Source organism: Kosakonia radicincitans DSM 16656, from assembly GCF_000280495.2.
Taxonomy (GTDB): Bacteria; Pseudomonadota; Gammaproteobacteria; order Enterobacterales; family Enterobacteriaceae; genus Kosakonia; species Kosakonia radicincitans.
The window spans coordinates 4553034-4573245 of record NZ_CP018016.1 but is presented as its reverse complement, the minus strand read 5'-3'; the positions used below and the strand labels follow the sequence as shown (position 1 = coordinate 4573245).

Annotated in this window: 15 protein-coding genes and 1 pseudogene; 14 read left to right on the top strand and 2 right to left on the bottom strand. The window is 55.2% G+C overall.

Annotation, left to right across the window (positions count from 1 at the left end; translation table 11 throughout):
- The first annotated feature begins 9 nt into the window (after nt 1–9).
- From relA to eno, 4 genes are all read left to right on the top strand, one after another.
- The gene (gene relA, locus Y71_RS21985) at nt 10–2247 is read left to right on the top strand and encodes a GTP diphosphokinase (protein ID WP_007373288.1); all 2238 of its coding nucleotides are present in this window, start codon (nt 10–12) and stop codon (nt 2245–2247) included.
- A 63-nt stretch (nt 2248–2310) separates the two neighbouring features.
- The gene (gene mazG, locus Y71_RS21980; protein ID WP_007373289.1) at nt 2311–3102 is read left to right on the top strand and encodes a nucleoside triphosphate pyrophosphohydrolase; all 792 of its coding nucleotides are present in this window, start codon (nt 2311–2313) and stop codon (nt 3100–3102) included.
- A gap of 352 nt (nt 3103–3454) precedes the next feature.
- On the top strand, nt 3455–5092 hold the full coding sequence (gene pyrG, locus Y71_RS21975; protein ID WP_035889482.1) for a glutamine hydrolyzing CTP synthase: 1638 nt from the start codon (nt 3455–3457) through the stop codon (nt 5090–5092).
- 82 nt (nt 5093–5174) lie between these two features.
- On the top strand, nt 5175–6473 hold the full coding sequence (eno, locus tag Y71_RS21970; protein ID WP_007373292.1) for a phosphopyruvate hydratase: 1299 nt from the start codon (nt 5175–5177) through the stop codon (nt 6471–6473).
- Between the two features lie 56 nt (nt 6474–6529).
- Here eno and Y71_RS21965 read toward each other — a convergent pair whose 3' ends face one another.
- Complete coding sequence (locus Y71_RS21965) at nt 6530–7639, bottom strand: SDR family oxidoreductase (RefSeq protein WP_007373293.1); 1110 nt, start codon at nt 7637–7639, stop codon at nt 6530–6532.
- 383 nt (nt 7640–8022) lie between these two features.
- On the opposite strand from Y71_RS21965, the gene queE reads away from it, so the two are divergent.
- On the top strand, nt 8023–8694 hold the full coding sequence (gene queE, locus Y71_RS21960; protein ID WP_007373294.1) for a 7-carboxy-7-deazaguanine synthase QueE: 672 nt from the start codon (nt 8023–8025) through the stop codon (nt 8692–8694).
- Nucleotides 8695–8892: 198 nt separating this feature from the next.
- Nucleotides 8893–9007, top strand: a pseudogene (locus tag Y71_RS30820) (oxidoreductase); the annotation flags it as partial.
- A 43-nt stretch (nt 9008–9050) separates the two neighbouring features.
- On the opposite strand, the gene queD reads toward Y71_RS30820, so the two are convergent.
- Nucleotides 9051–9413, bottom strand: a complete 363-nt coding sequence (gene queD, locus Y71_RS21955) for a 6-carboxytetrahydropterin synthase QueD (protein ID WP_007373296.1) — start codon at nt 9411–9413, stop codon at nt 9051–9053.
- Between the two features lie 359 nt (nt 9414–9772).
- On the opposite strand from queD, the gene cysJ reads away from it, so the two are divergent.
- From cysJ to Y71_RS21915, 8 genes are all read left to right on the top strand, one after another.
- Nucleotides 9773–11578: an NADPH-dependent assimilatory sulfite reductase flavoprotein subunit gene (gene cysJ / locus Y71_RS21950; protein WP_007373298.1), complete on the top strand. Its 1806-nt coding sequence runs from the start codon at nt 9773–9775 to the stop codon at nt 11576–11578.
- Nucleotides 11578–13290 (top strand): assimilatory sulfite reductase (NADPH) hemoprotein subunit, encoded by a 1713-nt coding sequence (gene cysI / locus Y71_RS21945; RefSeq protein ID WP_007373299.1) that lies wholly within the window; start codon nt 11578–11580, stop codon nt 13288–13290. Before cysJ ends, cysI begins: the two co-directional genes overlap by 1 nt.
- A gap of 108 nt (nt 13291–13398) precedes the next feature.
- Nucleotides 13399–14133 (top strand): phosphoadenosine phosphosulfate reductase, encoded by a 735-nt coding sequence (cysH, locus tag Y71_RS21940; RefSeq protein WP_007373300.1) that lies wholly within the window; start codon nt 13399–13401, stop codon nt 14131–14133.
- A 95-nt stretch (nt 14134–14228) separates the two neighbouring features.
- Complete coding sequence (locus Y71_RS21935; protein WP_007373301.1) at nt 14229–15107, top strand: NAD(P)-dependent oxidoreductase; 879 nt, start codon at nt 14229–14231, stop codon at nt 15105–15107.
- A gap of 773 nt (nt 15108–15880) precedes the next feature.
- On the top strand, nt 15881–16597 hold the full coding sequence (locus tag Y71_RS21930) for a FadR/GntR family transcriptional regulator (protein ID WP_007373303.1): 717 nt from the start codon (nt 15881–15883) through the stop codon (nt 16595–16597).
- Nucleotides 16594–17607, top strand: coding sequence for an ABC transporter ATP-binding protein (locus tag Y71_RS21925; protein ID WP_007373304.1), 1014 nt, complete (start codon nt 16594–16596; stop codon nt 17605–17607). Before Y71_RS21930 ends, Y71_RS21925 begins: the two co-directional genes overlap by 4 nt.
- Nucleotides 17604–18671, top strand: coding sequence for an ABC transporter ATP-binding protein (locus Y71_RS21920; RefSeq protein WP_007373305.1), 1068 nt, complete (start codon nt 17604–17606; stop codon nt 18669–18671). Before Y71_RS21925 ends, Y71_RS21920 begins: the two co-directional genes overlap by 4 nt.
- 12 nt (nt 18672–18683) lie before the next feature.
- Nucleotides 18684–20198: an ABC transporter substrate-binding protein gene (locus tag Y71_RS21915; RefSeq protein ID WP_007373306.1), complete on the top strand. Its 1515-nt coding sequence runs from the start codon at nt 18684–18686 to the stop codon at nt 20196–20198.
- Nucleotides 20199–20212: the final 14 nt, after the last annotated feature.

The following is a 20212-nucleotide window of genomic DNA, read 5'->3' as shown; positions in this document are numbered from 1 at the left end:
GAGAGGACAATGGTTGCGGTACGCAGTGCTCATTTGAACAAAGCGGGTGAATTCGATCCAGCCAAATGGATTGCCAGTCTGGGGATCACCAGTCAACCGTCGTGTGAACGCTTAACCGAAACCTGGGAATATTGTCTGCGACAAACGCAGGGGCATCCGGATGCTGGCGTAGTGTTGTGGCGCGGCATTGAGATGGTAGAAATTCTCTCCATGCTGAGTATGGATATCGACACGCTGCGCGCGGCGCTGCTGTTCCCGCTGGCCGATGCCGAAGTGGTGAGCGAAGAGGTGCTGAGTGAAAGCGTCGGCACCTCGGTGGTCAACCTGATCCACGGCGTGCGTGATATGGCCGCCATCCGCCAGTTGAAAGCCACGCATACGGATTCCGTCTCTTCTGAACAGGTCGATAACGTTCGCCGCATGCTGCTGGCGATGGTTGATGATTTCCGCTGCGTGGTTATTAAGCTGGCCGAACGTATCGCGCATCTGCGTGAAGTAAAAGATGCGCCAGAAGATGAACGCGTACTGGCGGCGAAAGAGTGTACCAACATCTATGCGCCGCTGGCGAACCGGCTGGGCATCGGGCAACTGAAATGGGAGTTGGAGGATTACTGCTTCCGCTACCTGCATCCGGCTGAATACAAGCGCATTGCCAAGCTGCTGCATGAACGCCGTATCGATCGCGAACACTATATTGACGAGTTTGTCGGCCATCTGCGCGCCGAAATGAAAACCGAAGGCGTCAAAGCTGAGGTCTACGGCCGGCCAAAGCACATCTACAGCATCTGGCGGAAGATGCAGAAAAAACATCTCGCTTTTGACGAACTGTTTGATGTGCGCGCTGTGCGTATTGTTGCTGAACGCTTGCAGGACTGTTATGCCGCGCTGGGGATTGTGCATACCCATTACCGTCACCTGCCGGATGAGTTTGACGATTACGTCGCCAACCCGAAGCCAAACGGTTATCAGTCTATTCATACGGTAGTACTGGGGCCGGGCGGGAAAACCGTTGAAATCCAGATTCGTACGCGCCAGATGCATGAAGATGCCGAACTGGGCGTCGCCGCGCACTGGAAGTACAAAGAGGGGACGGCAGTTGCTGGCAGCCCGCGTTCAGCGCATGAAGACAGGATCGCATGGCTGCGTAAACTGATCGCCTGGCAGGAAGAGATGGCCGATTCCGGCGAAATGCTGGATGAAGTTCGCAGCCAGGTCTTTGACGATCGGGTGTATGTGTTTACGCCGAAGGGCGATGTGGTCGATCTGCCTGCGGGCTCCACGCCGCTGGACTTTGCCTATCACATTCATAGCGACGTAGGGCATCGTTGCATTGGCGCGAAGATCGGCGGGCGTATCGTTCCTTTTACCTATCAGTTGCAGATGGGCGACCAGGTCGAAATTATCACCCAGAAGCAGCCGAATCCAAGCCGCGACTGGCTGAATCCAAACCTCGGATATGTGACGACCAGCCGTGGGCGTTCGAAGATCCACGCCTGGTTCCGCAAGCAGGATCGTGACAAAAACATTCTTGCCGGACGGCAGATCCTCGACGATGAGCTGGCGCATCTGGGGATCAGCCTGAAAGAGGCGGAAAAACATCTGCTGCCGCGTTACAACTTTAACGAACTGGAAGAGTTGCTGGCGGCGATTGGCGGTGGCGATATCCGTCTTAATCAGATGGTGAACTTCCTGCAATCGCAGTTCAATAAACCGAGCGCCGAAGAGCAGGACGCCGCCGCGCTGAAACAGTTGCAGCAGAAAACGTATGCGCCGCAAAGCCGCAGCAAAGACAATGGTCGTGTGGTGGTGGAAGGCGTTGGTAATCTGATGCATCACATTGCGCGCTGCTGCCAGCCGATTCCGGGCGATGAAATCGTCGGCTTTATCACTCAGGGACGCGGGATCTCGATCCATCGCGCCGACTGCGATCAACTGGAAGAGCTGCGCACCGTTGCGCCGGAGCGCATCGTGGATGCCGTCTGGGGCGAGAGCTACTCGGCGGGTTACTCGCTGGTAGTGCGCGTGACGGCAAACGACCGTAGCGGCCTGCTGCGCGATATCACCACCATTCTCGCCAATGAGAAGGTGAACGTGCTGGGCGTTGCCAGCCGCAGCGACACCAAAGAACAGCTTGCCACCATCGATATGAATATCGAAATCTACAACCTGCAGGTGCTGGGCCGCGTGCTTGGCAAACTCAACCAGGTGCCGGACGTTATCGACGCCCGTCGTCTGCACGGTGGCTGATTTTCACTTCATCCGATCCTCTCCCGTCAGCGGAGAGGATCCCATTTTTTACCAGGAAGACTCATGACTCAAATCGATCGTCTGCTCGGGATTATGCAACGCCTGCGCGACCCGGAAACCGGCTGCCCGTGGGACAAAGAACAAACCTACACCACCATTGCACCCTATACGCTGGAAGAGACGTACGAAGTGCTGGACGCTATCAACCGGGAAGATTTTGACGATCTGCGCGGTGAACTGGGCGATTTGCTGTTCCAGGTGGTGTTTTACGCCCGGATGGCGCAGGAAGAGGGGCGCTTTGATTTTAACGATGTCTGCGCGGCGATTAGCGACAAACTGGAACGCCGTCACCCGCATATTTTTGGCGACGCCATTGCCGGAAACAGCACGGAAGTGCTGGCGCGCTGGGAGCAAATCAAAACCGAGGAACGTGCTGAGAAAGCGCAGCTCTCGGCGCTGGACGACATTCCCCACAGCCTGCCTGCGCTGATGCGCGCGCATAAAATCCAGAAACGCTGCTCCGGCGTTGGCTTTGACTGGACGTCGCTGGGCCCGGTGCTCGATAAGGTGTATGAAGAGATCGATGAAGTGATGGACGAAGCGAAACAGGCCGTTGTGGATGAGGCAAGACTGGAAGAAGAGGTCGGCGATTTACTGTTTGCTACGGTAAATCTGTCGCGCCATCTGGGGGTAAAAGCGGAAGTCGCGCTGCAAAAAGCGAACCTGAAATTTGAGCGTCGTTTCCGCGAGGTGGAGCGAATTGTCCGCGAGCGCGGACTGGAAATGACCGGTGTGGATCTGGAAACAATGGAAAATGTCTGGCAACAGGTAAAACGCCAGGAACATGATCTTTAACGGAATTGTTCCAGTAAGCGCCATTTGTGTGATTTTTTAAATAACAAGCGCTTGATTTACGTCAAAAACATTTACCTGAAAGCGGCTATTTTCACACTCCTTATATCTGCCAGAACGCTTTGAGAAGCGCCTCTTCGACTTACTCGGGGCGCGTCAAGGCGGCAACTGAGAAAATCCCTAGGCGCATCGCCATGCCGTGCGTCCGGGATGGGCGAATGAAGCCAGGGCAGATGCGGCCTGAAGAACGAAGGAGAGGGAGAATGAAAGTTTGTGGCCTCAGCCATGATCGGGTATACTGCTTTCCCGTCCTGGTTATTCCATCGTCTTTTAAACCTAACTTCTCAGGTTCAGCATGACAACGAACTATATTTTTGTGACCGGCGGGGTCGTATCCTCTCTGGGTAAAGGCATTGCCGCAGCCTCCCTGGCAGCCATTCTCGAAGCTCGTGGCCTTAACGTCACTATGATGAAACTGGATCCGTATATTAACGTCGATCCGGGGACTATGAGCCCAATCCAGCATGGCGAAGTGTTCGTTACCGAAGATGGCGCTGAAACCGATCTTGATTTGGGTCACTACGAGCGCTTCATTCGCACCAAAATGACGCGTCGCAACAACTTCACCACCGGTCGCATTTACTCCGAGGTTCTGCGTAAAGAGCGTCGTGGCGACTATCTGGGCGCGACCGTACAGGTTATTCCGCACATCACTAACGCTATCAAAGAGCGCATCATTGAAGGTGGCGAAGGCCACGATGTCGCGCTGGTTGAAATCGGCGGTACTGTGGGTGATATCGAATCCCTGCCGTTCCTTGAAGCTATTCGTCAGATGGCTGTAGAAGTGGGCCGTGAGCGCACACTCTACATGCACCTGACGCTGGTGCCGTACATGGCCGCTTCGGGTGAAGTGAAAACCAAGCCGACACAGCACTCTGTGAAAGAGCTGCTTTCCATCGGTATTCAGCCGGATATCCTGATTTGTCGTTCCGATCGTGCCGTTCCTGCTAACGAACGTGCGAAAATTGCTTTGTTCTGTAACGTTCCAGAAAAAGCAGTGATTTCTCTGAAAGACGTCGATTCTATTTATAAAATCCCGGGCCTGTTGAAATCCCAGGGGCTGGACGATTATATTTGTAAACGATTCAGCTTGAACTGTCCGGAAGCAAACCTGGCCGAATGGGAACAGGTTATCTATGAAGAAGCGAATCCGTCAGGTGAAGTCACCATCGGTATGGTCGGTAAGTACATTGAACTGCCGGATGCCTACAAATCGGTGATCGAAGCGCTGAAGCATGGTGGTCTGAAAAACCGTGTCACCGTCAACATCAAGCTGATTGATTCGCAGGATGTTGAAACGCGCGGTGTGGAAATTCTGAAAGATCTGGATGCAATCCTCATCCCGGGCGGTTTCGGTTACCGCGGTGTGGAAGGCAAGATCGCCACCGCACGCTATGCGCGTGAAAACAATATTCCTTACCTGGGAATTTGCCTGGGTATGCAGGTTGCGTTGATTGAATTTGCACGTAACGTGGTCGGGATGGAGAACGCCAACTCCACGGAATTTGTGCCAGACTGTAAATACCCGGTTGTGGCGTTGATTACCGAGTGGCGTGATGAAGATGGCAACGTTGAGCAGCGTTCTGAGAAGAGCGATCTCGGCGGTACGATGCGCCTTGGCGCACAGCAGTGCCAGCTTGGCGATGACAGCCTGGTTCGCCAGCTTTACGGCGCACCGACTATCGTTGAACGCCATCGCCACCGTTACGAAGTCAACAATATGCTGTTGAAACAAATTGAAGCTGCGGGTCTGCGTGTTGCGGGCCGTTCCGGGGATGATCAGTTGGTCGAGATCATCGAGGTGCCGAATCATCCATGGTTCGTCGCCTGTCAGTTCCATCCGGAGTTTACTTCTACGCCGCGTGATGGACATCCGCTGTTTGCAGGCTTTGTGAAAGCCGCCAGCGAGCATCAAAAGCGTCAGGCGAAGTAAAAAAAGTTACAACGACAACGCGTACCTTTGGTACGCGTTGTTTGTCTGGAGTTTTAGTTTAACTTGTACTGAGGAAAACCTAATGTCCAAAATCGTTAAAGTCATCGGTCGTGAAATCATCGACTCCCGTGGTAACCCGACTGTTGAAGCCGAAGTACACCTGGAAGGTGGTTTCGTAGGTCTGGCGGCTGCGCCGTCAGGTGCTTCTACTGGTTCCCGCGAAGCGCTGGAACTGCGCGATGGCGACAAATCCCGTTTCATGGGTAAAGGCGTACTGAAAGCGGTTGGCGCGGTAAACGGCCCGATCGCTCAGGCAATCCTGGGTAAAGATGCAAAAGACCAGGCTGGCATCGATAAGATCATGATCGATCTGGACGGTACCGAAAACAAATCTAACTTCGGTGCAAACGCAATCCTGGCCGTGTCTCTGGCTGTTGCTAAAGCTGCTGCTGCTTCTAAAGGCCTGCCGCTGTACGCTCACATTGCTGAACTGAACGGCACCCCGGGCAAATACTCCATGCCGGTTCCGATGATGAACATCATCAACGGTGGTGAGCACGCTGATAACAACGTCGACATTCAGGAATTCATGATTCAGCCGGTTGGCGCGAAAAGCCTGAAAGAAGCTGTACGTATGGGTTCAGAAGTGTTCCATAACCTGGCAAAAGTTCTGAAATCCAAAGGCATGAACACTGCTGTTGGTGACGAAGGCGGCTACGCGCCGAACCTGGGTTCTAACGCCGAAGCACTGGCTGTTATCGCTGAAGCGGTAAAAGCTGCGGGCTACGAACTGGGCAAAGACATCACTCTGGCGATGGACTGCGCAGCGTCTGAATTCTACAAAGACGGTAAATACGTTCTGGCTGGCGAAGGCAACAAAGCGTTCACCTCCGAAGAGTTCACTCACTTCCTGGAAGATCTGACCAAACAGTATCCGATCGTTTCTATCGAAGATGGTCTGGACGAATCTGACTGGGCTGGCTTCGCATACCAGACCAAAGTACTGGGCGACAAAATCCAGCTGGTTGGTGACGATCTGTTCGTAACCAACACCAAGATCCTGAAAGAAGGCATCGAAAAAGGCATCGTTAACTCCATCCTGATCAAATTCAACCAGATCGGTTCTCTGACCGAAACTCTGGCTGCGATCAAAATGGCGAAAGACGCTGGCTACACCGCTGTCATCTCTCACCGTTCTGGCGAAACTGAAGACGCTACCATCGCTGACCTGGCTGTTGGTACCGCTGCTGGCCAGATCAAAACTGGTTCTATGAGCCGTTCTGACCGCGTTGCTAAATACAACCAGCTGATTCGTATCGAAGAAGCGCTGGGTGAACAAGCTCCGTTCAACGGTCGTAAAGAGATCAAAGGTCAGGCGTAATCGCTAAGCCTTGATGAAAAGAAAAATGCCAGTCATCTGACTGGCATTTTTTTTGGCTATTTGAAATCTACTTCCATCTGCTGCGGGATTGTCAGCCCGCGCGTCGTTTGTACGCAACGGGCAATATAGTCCGTAAAGCGAGGCGGCTTCGGCATGCCCATACTCAGCAGCTTATCGTTGCTGAAACGCACGTTGAGCATGGCGAACGCACCGTACAAACGCATCGCTTTCAGCATCAACCGCTCATTACAGGGGCCGAAAATACCCTTCAGCTCGCGGCGCATCTTCACCAGCGTCTCGTAACTGACCTGCGCGTATTTATCGCCCACCGGTGCTTTTTCCAGCGCTTGCGCCATGGCTTTATCGATATCAGCAAAACGCACGCTGTTCTCTTCACCGGCTGAAATATGCACCACTTCGCCCTGAGCGACCGGACCTTTAAGCAGCATCAGCAATGCATCGGCACAGTAATCGACCGGGATCACATCGACGCGATCTTCCAGCGAGCACATAAATTTCTGCAACATCAGCCCCATACTGAAGACCCAGAAAATACTGGTTGATGGCAGACATCCGTGATGCGTGTGCCCGACGACGATAGAAGGGCGGGCAATCACCAGCGGCATCTGCGGGCACTCCAGGCGCATCAGTTGCTCAATGGTCGATTTGGAGCGCGTATAGGCCACCAGATGCTCAGCATTCTCGTGAAACTCTGCGCTTTCCGGCACCAGTGAATCTGGTTCCGGCGTGCAGGACATCGCTGTGCCGACGTGAAGAAAGCGCTGCAAGCCCGCCACCTGCGACATTCTGCGGGCAAAGGCCAGCGTCCCTTCGACATTCACTTTCCAGACCAGCGGGTTATTGCCAAAAGAGGCAACAGCCGCGCAGTTCAGCACGTGAGTGACGCTTTCCAGTGCCGGATCGTTAATGAAGCCTTCCGGTTCGCCCAAATCCCCTGGCAGGATTTGCGAAGTATCAAGTGTGTTAAGTTCTGCATCCGTCAGACCAAACTTGCGCATGTTGCTTTTAACGCGCTCAAGTCCGGCCTCTTTGTCTTCTGCCCTTACCAACAGCAGTAAATTTATGGCTTCACTGCCGTGGAGGATTTTTTCCAATACCGCTCCACCCAGAAATCCCGTCACGCCCGTTATTAATAATGTATTCATGAGTGCTATTTCTCCAGCGTTGCTCGGGCGGATTGTAGGCACGGAAAGCTAAACGCCATATCAATAAAGCTGAGTGGGAAATGGGGGATTCTTAAGCTTGTTTTAAGGAAAGTACGAAAGGGGATTGGTGTTCGACAACGGCAGTGAACAATTAATTCCAGCACGAAACGTTAAAAAAATAACTAATTGATTTTAAATGCTTTATATTTTTATTGACAGCGTGAAATAGCGACGACAATTTGCGTCGAAGTGTAAGAAAAAACATAGATAGTTACATCATTTTTAGCGGTCACCGGTGGAGAAAAAGCGCAATACCGCGAAAGGCTATGAAGGTTAAGCCAGGATCTGCAATAATTAGCGTTTATTTCTGATCAGAGTTGACTATGCAGTACCCGATTAACGAGATGTTCCAGACCCTGCAAGGCGAGGGCTATTTTACCGGCGTTCCTGCCATTTTTATTCGTTTACAGGGATGCCCGGTTGGTTGCGCCTGGTGCGACACCAAACACACCTGGGATAAGCTTGCAGATCGGGAAGTGTCGCTGTTCAGCATCCTTGCGAAAACCAAAGAGAGTGATAAATGGGGCGCGGCCAGTAGTGAAGATCTGCTGGCGATTATTGCGCGCCAGGGCTGGACGGCGCGCCATGTGGTGATCACTGGCGGCGAACCCTGCATCCATGATTTGACGCCGCTCACCAGCCTGCTTGAGCTGAACGGTTTTAGCTGCCAGATCGAAACCAGCGGCACGCATGAAGTGCGCGCTTCCCATTCCACCTGGGTAACGGTATCGCCGAAGGTGAATATGCGCGGCGGCTACGATGTGCTGTTGTCGGCGCTGGAGCGTGCGGATGAAATTAAGCATCCGGTCGGGCGTATGCGTGATATCGAAGCGCTGGACGAGCTGCTGGCGCAGTTAACCGATGACAAGCCGCGGGTGATTGCCTTGCAGCCTATCAGCCAGAAAGAGGATGCAACCCGTCTGTGTATTGAAACCTGTATCGCCCGCAACTGGCGGCTCTCGATGCAGACACATAAATACCTGAACATTGCCTGATAAATCAGCCCGCCCTGGCGGGTTGTTTTTTCCGCGCAATATCTGATGAAGTTTTCACTGCGCTGCATATCACGTTTCAAAGCCCGTTCCGTCATTAATCATTCTCTGCGTTTATTAACAAGAAATAATTCAGGTTGATGGTGTCGGGCTATTATTCAGCAAATATGACGCGAATCGCCCGCAGTAAAGCCAAAACGTCCGGCGAACCGCTGGGGAGATTAAGCAGGATTTGATGGGATTTCTTGCAAGCCGCGCAGCGGGTTCTGCCAACGGCCATATGCTGGCCGTGGATGGCGGCTTCCTGACTCACTAACGGCTATCGGTCAGTCATCTCCGGGAAGAAATGACCGACTCGCTTATTCGCCGCGATAGACGCAACCTGCGGTACAGGTTTCTTTCACCATGACTGCGCTCAGCAGCGGCACAACCGGCTTCATCTGATCCCAGATCCACTTCGCCAGCACTTCGCTGGTCGGGTTTTCCAGGCCCGGGATCTCATTCAGATAGTAGTGATCCAGCCTGTCATACAACGGCTTAAACGCCGCTTTCAGTTCGGCGAAGTCCATGATCCAGCCGGTATAAGGATCCACCTCGCCGGTGATCTCCAGGCGCACCATAAAGGAGTGGCCATGCAGACGACCGCACTTATGCCCTTGCGGGACATGCGGTAAATGGTGAGCGGCTTCAAAGGTGAAATCTTTAAACAACGTGGTCGACATAATGCACTCTCAGACTGACAAAAAACCGCCGCATAGTAGCGGAAATGACCTTTTTTAGCATTAACTAAAATCGCTAAAAGTGTTTACGCGCTGAATACTACTAACCTGCATTTATTTTATTATTACAATTCAATAAGTTAATTAACCAGTTTTAGTGTTATTAACTATAGCTAAAACAGGTTAGTTCTTTTGGTTATTTATTATTTCCAACCTTTCTTTAATTGTTATTATCCCGCCGTTAACCTTAGTTTCACTTCGTTTTTTAAAATTATATCCCCTTATCGTTTTTGCGTTGTTGACCGCGAAAAAGTCTGTCTGCAAAACGAAGGGGAATTTTCGCTACTGGAACATGACAACGCATGACAACTCAGGCTCCACCTTCCGCGTTGCTGCCGCTAAACCCGGAGCAACTGGCGCGCCTTCAGGCCGCAACCACTGATTTGACGCCCACCCAGTTAGCCTGGGTTTCTGGTTATTTCTGGGGCGTACTGAACCAACAGCCCGCGACAGCAGTTACCGTACCGACATCTGCCGCAGAGATCCCGGCAATTACGCTAATTTCCGCGTCGCAAACCGGCAACGCTCGCCGCGTGGCGGAAGCGCTGCGCGACGATCTACTGGCAGCGAAACTTAACGTCAACCTGGTTAACGCCGGAGACTATAAGTTCAAACAGATCGCTAACGAAAAATTACTGGTGGTGGTGGCCTCCACTCAGGGCGAGGGCGAAGCGCCGGAAGAAGCTGTTGCGCTGCATAAGTTCCTGTTCTCGAAAAAAGCGCCAAAACTGGATGGCACTGCCTTTGCGGTGTTCGGCCTTGGCGATACGTCGTATGAATTCTTCTGCCAGGCGGGGAAAGACTTCGACAGCAAACTTGCTGAGCTGGGCGCGGAGCGCTTGCTGGATCGCGTTGACGCTGATGTCGAGTATCAGGCTGCGGCTGCCGAATGGCGTGCGCGCATTGTCGAAGTGTTGAAAGCCCGCGTACCGAAAGACTCTCCGGCGCAGGCGGTGGCGAGCGCGACGGGCGCGGTGAACGAGGTTTTCTCCAGCCCCTATACTAAAGAAGCGCCGTTGACGGCGAGTTTGTCCGTGAACCAAAAAATCACCGGTCGTCATTCCGAAAAAGATGTTCGCCATATCGAAATCGATCTCGGGGATTCAGGGCTGCGCTACCAGCCGGGTGACGCGCTGGGCGTCTGGTATCAGAACGATCCGGCCCTGGTGAAAGAACTGGTGGAACTGCTGTGGTTGAAAGGCGATGAGCCGGTTACGGTTGACGGTAAAACACAGCCGCTCGCTGAAGCGTTGCAGTGGCATTTCGAGCTGACGGTCAACACCGCCAACATCGTGGAAAATTACGCCACGCTGACGCGCAGCGAAACGTTGTTGCCGCTGGTGGGTGATAAAGCCCGGTTGCAGCACTATGCCGCGACAACGCCAATTGTTGATATGGTGCGTTTCTCCCCGGCACAGCTTGATGCGCAAGCGCTGATTGGTCTGCTGCGTCCGCTGACGCCGCGGCTCTATTCCATTGCCTCTTCGCAGGCGGAAGTGGAAAACGAAGTGCATATCACCGTCGGCGTGGTGCGCTACGAAGTGGAAGGGCGTGCGCGTGCGGGTGGTGCTTCCAGTTTCCTTGCGGATCGCGTGGAAGAAGAGGGCGAAGTGCGGGTGTTCATTGAGCACAACGATAACTTCCGCCTGCCAGCCAACCCGGAAACGCCGGTGATTATGATTGGCCCGGGCACGGGCATTGCGCCGTTCCGCGCCTTTATTCAACAACGCGCGGCCGATGAAGCGCCGGGTAAAAACTGGCTGTTCTTTGGCAACCCACACTTCACCGAAGATTTCCTCTATCAGGTGGAGTGGCAGCGTTACGTTAAAGAGGGCGTGCTGAATCGCATTGATTTGGCCTGGTCCCGCGATCAAAAAGAAAAAGTCTACGTACAAGACAAACTGCGCGAACAGGGCGCAGAACTGTGGCGCTGGATCAATGACGGTGCGCACATTTATGTCTGCGGCGACGCCAATCGCATGGCGAAAGATGTCGAGCAGGCTTTACTGGACGTGATTGCCGAATTCGGTGGCATGGATACCGAAGCGGCGGATGAATTTTTAAGTGAGCTGCGCGTTGAGCGCCGTTATCAGCGAGATGTCTACTAATGAGTGAAAAACATCCCGGCCCACTGGTGGTCGAAGGTAAACTGGCCGACGCCGAGCGTCTGAAGCTCGAAAGCAACTATCTGCGTGGCACGATTGCAGAAGATCTGCACGACGGCCTGACCGGCGGTTTCAACGGCGATAACTTCCTGCTGATCCGTTTTCACGGCATGTATCAGCAGGACGACCGCGATATTCGCGCCGAACGCGCCGAGCAGAAGCTGGAGCCGCGCCACGCGATGATGCTGCGCTGCCGTCTGCCGGGCGGCATCATTACACCGAAGCAGTGGCTGTCGATCGATAAATTTGCCGACGATAAGACGATCTACGGCAGCATTCGCCTGACCAACCGCCAGACGTTCCAGTTCCACGGCATTCTGAAAAAGAACGTCAAACCGGCACACCAGATGCTGCACGAAGTTGGTCTGGACGCGCTGGCGACCGCCAACGACGTTAACCGTAATGTGCTGTGTACGTCGAACCCGGTTGAGTCGGAACTGCATGCAGAAGCCTACGAGTGGGCGAAAAAGCTCTCCGAACATCTGTTGCCGCGCACTCGCGCTTATGCGGAGATCTGGCACGACGCCGAGAAAGTGGCGACTACGGACGAAGAGCCTATCTTGGGGAAAACTTACCTGCCGCGTAAGTTCAAAACCACGGTGGTCATTCCGCCGCAGAACGACGTGGATCTGCATGCCAACGACATGAACTTTGTGGCGGTCGCGGAAAACGGCAAGCTGGTCGGTTTTAACCTGCTGGTGGGCGGTGGGCTTTCCATTGAACATGGCAATAAGAAAACCTACGCCCGCACCGCGAGCGAGTTTGGTTATCTGCCGCTGGAACATACGCTGGCGGTGGCGGAAGCAGTGGTGACGACCCAGCGCGACTGGGGTAACCGTACTGACCGTAAAAACGCCAAAACCAAATACACGCTGGAACGCGTTGGCGTCGACACCTTCAAAGCAGAAGTGGAACGCCGCGCGGGGATCAAATTCGAACCGATTCGCCCGTACGAATTCACCGGTCGCGGCGATCGCATTGGCTGGGTGAAAGGTATCGATAATAAATGGCACCTGACGCTGTTTATTGAAAATGGCCGTATTCTGGATTATCCGGGCCGTCCGCTGAAAACCGGCCTACTGGAAATTGCTAAGATCCATAAAGGCGACTTCCGTTTAACGGCGAACCAGAATCTGATTGTGGCCGGCGTGCCGGAAAGCCAGAAAGCGAAAATCGAAAAACTGGCGCGCAGTCACGGCTTAATGGATGCGGTGAAACCGCAGCGTGAAAACTCCATGGCCTGCGTGTCGTTCCCGACCTGCCCGCTGGCCATGGCCGAAGCCGAACGTTTCCTGCCTTCATTTGTGGATAAAGTGGAAGCGGTGATGGAGAAACATGGCGTTGGCGACGATCATATCGTGCTGCGCGTCACGGGTTGCCCGAACGGCTGCGGCCGCGCGATGCTGGCGGAAGTGGGTCTGGTCGGTAAAGCGCCGGGCCGCTACAACCTGCATCTTGGCGGTAACCGCATCGGGACGCGTATTCCGCGTATGTTCCGGGAAAATATCACCGAAACGGAAATTCTGGCGACGCTCGATGAACTGGTCGCACGCTGGGCAAGCGAGCGCGAAGAGGGTGAAGGCTTTGGCGATTTCACCATTCGTGCCGGGATCGTCCGTCCGGTACTCGATCCGGCGCGCGATTTCTGGGAATAATGCATAATACCGGATGGCGGCGTAAACGCGTTATCCGGCCTGGGGTTGGCGTAATTTGTAGGCCTGATAAGTGAAGTGCCATCAGGCAATAAACACGGTGAGGAACTTATGTCCAGACTCGATCTGAATGCGCTGAATGAACTGCCGAAAGTTGAACGTGTGCTTCAGCTTGCTGAAACCAATGCGCAACTCGAAAAGCTGAACGCCGAAGAGCGCGTCGGCTGGGCGCTGGAAAACCTGCCGGGCGAGTATGTGCTCTCCTCCAGCTTCGGTATCCAGGCGGCAGTAAGCCTGCATCTGGTCAACCAGGTTCAGCCGAACATTCCGGTGATCCTGACTGACACCGGCTACCTGTTTCCGGAAACCTACCAGTTTATTGACGAGCTGACGGACAAGCTCAAGCTGAACCTGAAAGTATTCCGAGCAGAGCAAAGCCCGGCGTGGCAGGAAGCGCGTTACGGTAAGTTGTGGGAACAGGGCGTTGAAGGCATTGAAAAATACAATGAAATCAACAAAGTTGAACCTATGAATCGCGCTCTTGCCGAGCTGAACGCGCAAACCTGGTTTGCCGGTCTGCGCCGTGAACAATCCGGCAGCCGCGCCAATCTGCCGGTGCTGGCTATCCAGCGCGGCGTATTTAAAGTGCTGCCGATTATCGACTGGGACAACCGCACGGTATATCAGTACCTGCAAAAGCACGGCCTGAATTATCACCCGCTGTGGGATCAGGGTTATCTGTCCGTAGGCGACACGCACACCACCCGCAAATGGGAGCCGGGCATGGCGGAAGAAGAGACGCGCTTCTTCGGGTTGAAACGCGAATGCGGGCTGCACGAAGGCTGACAGAGCAGCATCAAACTTTGAAACACAATGAGGCAGGGAGGAATCCCTGCCTTTTTTATAGTTAAACACAGTCACCTAACAACAGGAGCATTGTGATGAAGATTGCGTTTCTGGGGCTTGGCACCATGGGGTTGCCAATGGCCGCGAATCTAATCAAAGCCGGTTATCAGGTTCAGGGCTGGAACCGCTCTGCCGGGCCGCGCGAGAAACTGGCATCGCTGGGCGCCACCGCAGCGGAAACGGCCGCAGAAGCGGTGAGGGATGCTGATGTGGTTATTTCCATTCTGGCGGACGACAACGCCACGCGCAGCGTCGTACTGGAGGGCAATGTGCTGGCAACGCTGAAACCCGGGGCTATCCACCTGAATATGGCGACTATCTCTGTCGATCTGGCGGTAGAACTGGCGCAACTGCACCAGGCGCGTAATATCGGTTATCTTGCCGCGCCGGTACTGGGGCGGGTAAATGTTGCCGAAGCGGGGCAGTTAAATATTCTGGCGGCTGGCGACAGCGCGCTGCTGGCAAAGGTGCAGCCGCTGCTGGATGTGCTCGGTCAGAAGACCTGGTATCTTGGTGAGCGGCCGGAGCAGGCGAATGCCGCGAAGCTGGCGGTCAACTTTATGATCGCCAGCGCCATTGGCACGATGGGGGAGGCGGTTGCGCTGGTGCAGGGGCATGAGGTCAGTAAAACCGATTTCATTGATTTAATCACCTCCACGCTGTTTGCCGCGCCGGTCTATAAAGGTTACGGCCAGGCGATTGCCAGCGATACCTTCGAGCCAGCCGGGTTTAAGCTGGCACTGGGGTTGAAAGATGTGCGTCTGGCGCAGGATGCCGCCGAGCGAGTGAATGTGCCAATGGCGATTGCCGGTACGCTGCGCGCAGCGCATGTGGAAAGCCTGGCCCATGATGAAGGGCATCTCGACTGGGCCGCGCTGGCGCGTACCGCCGCCCGCCGCGCCGGACAACTTTAGCAAACCTGCCGGATGGCAGCTCCGCCTTATCCGGCTTACACCACAGCCAACAATGTAAACCCGGTAAGCGCCATAGCCTCCGGGTATTTCCCTGTAGCGACACCTTTCTTACGATGAATAAAAAAGCTGAAGCGATGGGGTTGAGTCCCCGCCGAAATCGGCGAGCCGGAGGGCAGATGACAAGGTCTGGACGCCCTGGATGGCGTCCAGAGGCGAACCGAGCCATGGAGGGCGAGTTGAGCCGACCGCAGGCAGATGACCGGGAGGTGAGCGTAGTGCGTAGCACCGATTTCCTGCGGGGCCGCGGGGATTGATAAGGGGAGCGCGGTAAGCGCCCCTTATCCCGTTCACCGCATAAAGGTTTACAGAAACTCCCGCACGCATGGTGAACGGAATAATTCCACAATAATCTCAAAACGCCCGGAGGCACGATTGCCGGATGGCGGCTCCGCCTTATCTGGCCAGCGCCACAGCCAACAATGTAAGCCGGTAAGCGCCAACGCCACCGGGCAATTCCTCCCGTTTTAGTGCATTCCTTGCACTAAAATTGTGCATTATCTGCTCAGTGAACCACAGCCCTTCCAGACCTCCGTTTCGCCCGTAAAAAATAAACATTAATAAATCAAAGTATTAACAAAAATTTCAAAAATATGACCGAACCAATACCTAATTGGTTCGGTAATTGCTTAGTTATAAGGGCGACACATCGCGGATTAAATAATTAACTTCATGTAATTAAAGAAAAAGATAACGCGAAATACGGATGAACCAATATGGAAAAACCGTCACGCTATCTGGCAAATTCCAGTACGGCGCTTGAACAACTTCGTGGGCTTATTCACCAACATGAGTCAACACCAGGGACTCCACTGCCCACGGAACGTGAACTGGCGGAACGCTTAGGCGTTGGGCGGCGAGAAGTACGCCGCGCGCTGGACGTACTGGAGGAAGAGGGGCGGATCTGGCGTAAGCAGGGTAAAGGCACGTTTATTGGCCCCGCTGCGCCGGTCGCGCCGCTGGCACTCCAGGGACTGGTGCAACAAACCAATATGCTGGAAGTGATGGAAGCGCGCTTGCAGGTTGAGCCGGGACTTGCGCGGCTGGCGGCACTTCGCGCCAACCCGGAAAACCTGGCGCTGATGCAGCGCATGCTGGAACGCATCGATAACGTCAATCCGGACGATCCGGATCTTAATGAGCTATGGGACAGCGCTTTTCACCGGGCCATCGCTGAAGCGGCGGGAAACCGTTTGATGCTCGGTCTTTTTGATGCCATTGACGCCGTGCGTCGCGAACCCGCCTGGCATCATCTGCGGGAGCTGGCGCGTACTCCGGCGAAGGTCGATCGCTATAACGATCACCACCACCGCATTATGCACGCCATCCGGCAGCGTCAGCCGCAGGAGGCCTTCCTGGCGATGCGTGAACATCTGCTCGACCTGCAACATGCCCTGATCCAGGCCATTCATCTCGAGGACGATACGCCATGACCACCATTCCTTTTCACGATCCCGCGCCCGTCCTGCGTCTGCACAACCTGAAGGTCCAGTTCGCCGGTAGCCCGGTTAGCGTACTGGACGGTATTTCGCTGACCATAAAAAGCGGGGAAACACTGGCGCTGGTGGGGGAATCTGGCTGCGGTAAAAGCATTACCTCGCTGGCGTTGATGGGGCTGTTGCCCAACAGCGCGCAGATCCTCAGCGGCGAAATGCAGTTTCGCAGCCACAATCTGCGCCTGCTTTCGCCGAGGGAATATGCGGATCTGCGCGGTAATGAACTGGCAATGATTTTTCAGGAGCCGATGACCTCGCTGAACCCCTCGTTCACCCTTGGCGATCAACTGAGTGAAACGGTGATGCGCCACCAGCATGTCTCCCGCCAGGCCGCGCGGGATATCGCGCTGCAGATCCTCGAAAAGGTACAAATCCCGGCGGCGGAGATGCGCCTGAAAGCGTACCCGCACCAGCTTTCCGGCGGTATGCGCCAGCGCGTGATGATTGCCATGGCGCTGATTAACAACCCGCGTCTGCTGATTGCCGACGAACCGACAACCGCGCTGGATGTCACTATTCAGGCGCAGATCCTGGCTCTGCTCAACACTCTGAAAGCCGACACCGGCACGGCAGTATTGATGATCACCCACGATCTTGGCGTGGTGGCGGAAGTCGCCCAGCAAGTCGCCGTAATGTACGCCGGGCAAGTGGTCGAGCAGGGCAGCGTGGAGGCGATTTTTGCCGATCCGCAGCATCCGTACACCATCGGCCTGATGGGCTCGATTCCCTCGCTGGGCGCACGCAAAGGCCAGCTTTCCACCATTCCCGGCGCCGTACCGTTACCGGAAGCGATGCCAAAAGGTTGCCGTTTCGCCACGCGCTGCCCGTTTGCGCAGAGCCGCTGCCACGCGGAAAAACCGCCGCTACAGCCGCTGGGCCGCGGTCATCAGGCGGCCTGTTTCCGCGTGCCCCTTGAACAACATATTGCGCTGGGAGAAACCGCATGAGCACACCGATCCTTGAGGCCCACGATCTCAGCAAACGCTTTGTCGGCGCGACGCGCCTGTTCGCGCCAAAACGCTTTGTCACGGCAGTCGATCGCATTTCGCTCGCCGTTTACCCCGGTGAAACGCTGGCGATTGTGGGCGAGTCCGGTTCCGGTAAATCGACGCTGGGCCGCCTGCTGTTACGTCTGTTGACGGCGTCCGAAGGGCGCGTTTACTACCAGGGCGAAGAGATCACTCACGCCAGCGGTGCGCGGTTAAACCAGTTGCGCCGCGAACTGCAAATTATCTTTCAGGATCCCTTCGCCTCGCTGAACCCGCGCATGACCGTGGAGCAGATCGTCGGTGAACCGCTGTGGCTGCATCTGAAAATGGGCAAAGCGGATCGCCAGGCGCGCGTCGCCGAACTGCTCGCGACCGTTGGTTTGCCTGCGGCCTGGGCGCGGCGTTTCCCGCATGAATTCTCCGGTGGCCAGCGCCAGCGTATTGGCATTGCCCGCTCGCTGGCTTCCGGGCCGAAGCTGTTGCTGGGCGATGAACCGGTGTCCGCGCTGGATGTCTCGGTGCAGGCGCAGGTGGTGAACCTGCTGGAAAACCTGAAGCAGCAACTTGGGCTGACGATGATCATCGTCGCACACGGGCTGGCGGTGATCCGCCATATGAGCGATCGCGTGGCGGTGATGTACCTCGGGCAGATCGTCGAAATGGCGACCGTCGATGAGATCTTCGATGCGCCGCTGCACCCGTACACGCAGGCGCTGATCGCCTCTGCGCCGCAAACCCAGCCCGGCCTCAAGCGTGAAATGCCGCTGTTGCAGGGGGATTTACCCAATCCGGCCAGCCCGCCGCAGGGCTGTCGTTTTCACACCCGTTGCCCGCACGTCACCGATGAGTGTCGGCAACGCGAACCGATCGCTCAGGTACTTGAAGGCGGCCGCCAGGTCTCCTGCCATCGCTGGCAGGAGCTCAACCGTGACCGCACGATCATCCAGATTGCTCCACCCTCCGCCGCGTTCCTGCGACGCCGTGCTCTGTTCGAACACGCGGCCTCTCACTCATCCCTTTAAAGGAAAAAAATAATGATTGTGCGTAATTCTCTTTTGACCGTTCTGGGAAGTGTTATGTTGCTGGGCGCGGCGCTGCCGGCCCAGGCTGAAAGTGTGCTGCGTATTGGTTTAGGCGCGGATCCGGACATGCTCGATCCGCACCTGGCGCGCACCTACTATGGCCGCTTTGTCTTCGCCTCACTGTGCGATCGGCTGGTGGACGTCGATGAAAACCTGAAAGTGGTGCCGGGTCTGGCGAAAGAGTGGTCGTGGAGCGAAGATGGCAAAACTCTGACCATGAACCTGCGTGAGGGTGTGACGTTCCACGATGGCGAGAAATTTGATGCTGCCGCCGCGAAATTCAGCCTCGATCGCGCCCTGACACTGCCTGGCTCGCTGCGCAAAAGCGAGATCTCCTCGGTAGAATCCGTGGAAGTGACCGGGCCGATGCAAATCACCCTGCATCTGAAAACGCCGGATTCGGCGCTGCTGATGCAGCTTACCGATCGCGCAGGCGCGATGCTGGCGCCAGAAGCAGCGAAAAAACCTGACTTCGCCGCGCATCCGGTCTGCTCCGGACCATACAAGTTTGACAGCCGCGTCTCGCAGGATCGCATTGTACTTTCGCGCTTTGACAACTACTGGAACAAAGGCGCTTACCACTTCGACAAAGTGATTTATCTGCCGATCCCGGATGCCTCGGTGCGTCTGGCGAACCTGCGCGCGGGCGATCTGGATCTGAGCGAAGGCATTGTGCCAAGCGATGTGAAAACGGTGGAGAACGACGGCAAATTAAAACTGGCGAAGGTAACCGGGCTGGGGTATCAGGGCATCACCTTTAACATCAACAACGGCAAAGTCCCGGCTAACGATCCGTTTAAAGATGCGCGCGTGCGCGAAGCATTCTCGCAGGCAATTGACCGCGAGGCGTTAAACCAGGTGGTATTCGAAGGCCTCTTCACACCGGCGAACCAGGCGTTCTCACCGGTCAGCCCGTATCACATTAACCTACCGGTGCCGCCGCGCGATGTCGAAAAAGCCAAAGCGCTGCTGAAAGCGGCAGGCGTGCAGACACCGATCACCGTTTCGTTGCTGGTGCCGAATAACCCGACTTCGCAGCAGGTGGCGCAGGTATTACAGGCGATGACCGCCGAAGCCGGTTTTAACGTCAATCTGCAAATGACCGAATTCGCCACGCTGCTGGATCGCCAGCAAAACGGCGACTTCCAGCTCAGCTACTCCGGCTGGTCTGGCCGCCCGGATCCAGACGGCAGCATCTTCGGCTTTATTCACAGCAAAGGCACCCTCAACGATGGCCGCTACAGCAATGCGCAGGTCGATGACTGGCTGACCCAGGCGCGTCTGCATAACGATCCGGCTACCCGTAAAGGGCTGTATGAGAACGTTGTTAAACAATTGCAAACGGATATGCCGATTGCGTATCTCTACTTCGAGCCGCGCATTTTTGGGCTGAATAAAAAAGTAGAGGGCTTTAAACCTTACCCGGATGGCATTGTGCGCTTGGCAGGTATGACGTTCGCGAAGTAACGGAGTTGTAAGGA

Bases quoted from the DNA above. Each gene is read 5' to 3' on its own strand.
- relA (WP_007373288.1), top strand. From the start codon at position 10: ATGGTTGCGGTACGCAGTGCTCATTTGAACAAAGCGGGTGAATTCGAT.
- mazG (WP_007373289.1), top strand. From the start codon at position 2,311: ATGACTCAAATCGATCGTCTGCTCGGGATTATGCAACGCCTGCGCGAC.
- pyrG (WP_035889482.1), top strand. From the start codon at position 3,455: ATGACAACGAACTATATTTTTGTGACCGGCGGGGTCGTATCCTCTCTG.
- eno (WP_007373292.1), top strand. From the start codon at position 5,175: ATGTCCAAAATCGTTAAAGTCATCGGTCGTGAAATCATCGACTCCCGT.
- Y71_RS21965 (WP_007373293.1), bottom strand. From the start codon at position 7,639: ATGAATACATTATTAATAACGGGCGTGACGGGATTTCTGGGTGGAGCG.
- queE (WP_007373294.1), top strand. From the start codon at position 8,023: ATGCAGTACCCGATTAACGAGATGTTCCAGACCCTGCAAGGCGAGGGC.
- queD (WP_007373296.1), bottom strand. From the start codon at position 9,413: ATGTCGACCACGTTGTTTAAAGATTTCACCTTTGAAGCCGCTCACCAT.
- cysJ (WP_007373298.1), top strand. From the start codon at position 9,773: ATGACAACTCAGGCTCCACCTTCCGCGTTGCTGCCGCTAAACCCGGAG.
- cysI (WP_007373299.1), top strand. From the start codon at position 11,578: ATGAGTGAAAAACATCCCGGCCCACTGGTGGTCGAAGGTAAACTGGCC.
- cysH (WP_007373300.1), top strand. From the start codon at position 13,399: ATGTCCAGACTCGATCTGAATGCGCTGAATGAACTGCCGAAAGTTGAA.
- Y71_RS21935 (WP_007373301.1), top strand. From the start codon at position 14,229: ATGAAGATTGCGTTTCTGGGGCTTGGCACCATGGGGTTGCCAATGGCC.
- Y71_RS21930 (WP_007373303.1), top strand. From the start codon at position 15,881: ATGGAAAAACCGTCACGCTATCTGGCAAATTCCAGTACGGCGCTTGAA.
- Y71_RS21925 (WP_007373304.1), top strand. From the start codon at position 16,594: ATGACCACCATTCCTTTTCACGATCCCGCGCCCGTCCTGCGTCTGCAC.
- Y71_RS21920 (WP_007373305.1), top strand. From the start codon at position 17,604: ATGAGCACACCGATCCTTGAGGCCCACGATCTCAGCAAACGCTTTGTC.
- Y71_RS21915 (WP_007373306.1), top strand. From the start codon at position 18,684: ATGATTGTGCGTAATTCTCTTTTGACCGTTCTGGGAAGTGTTATGTTG.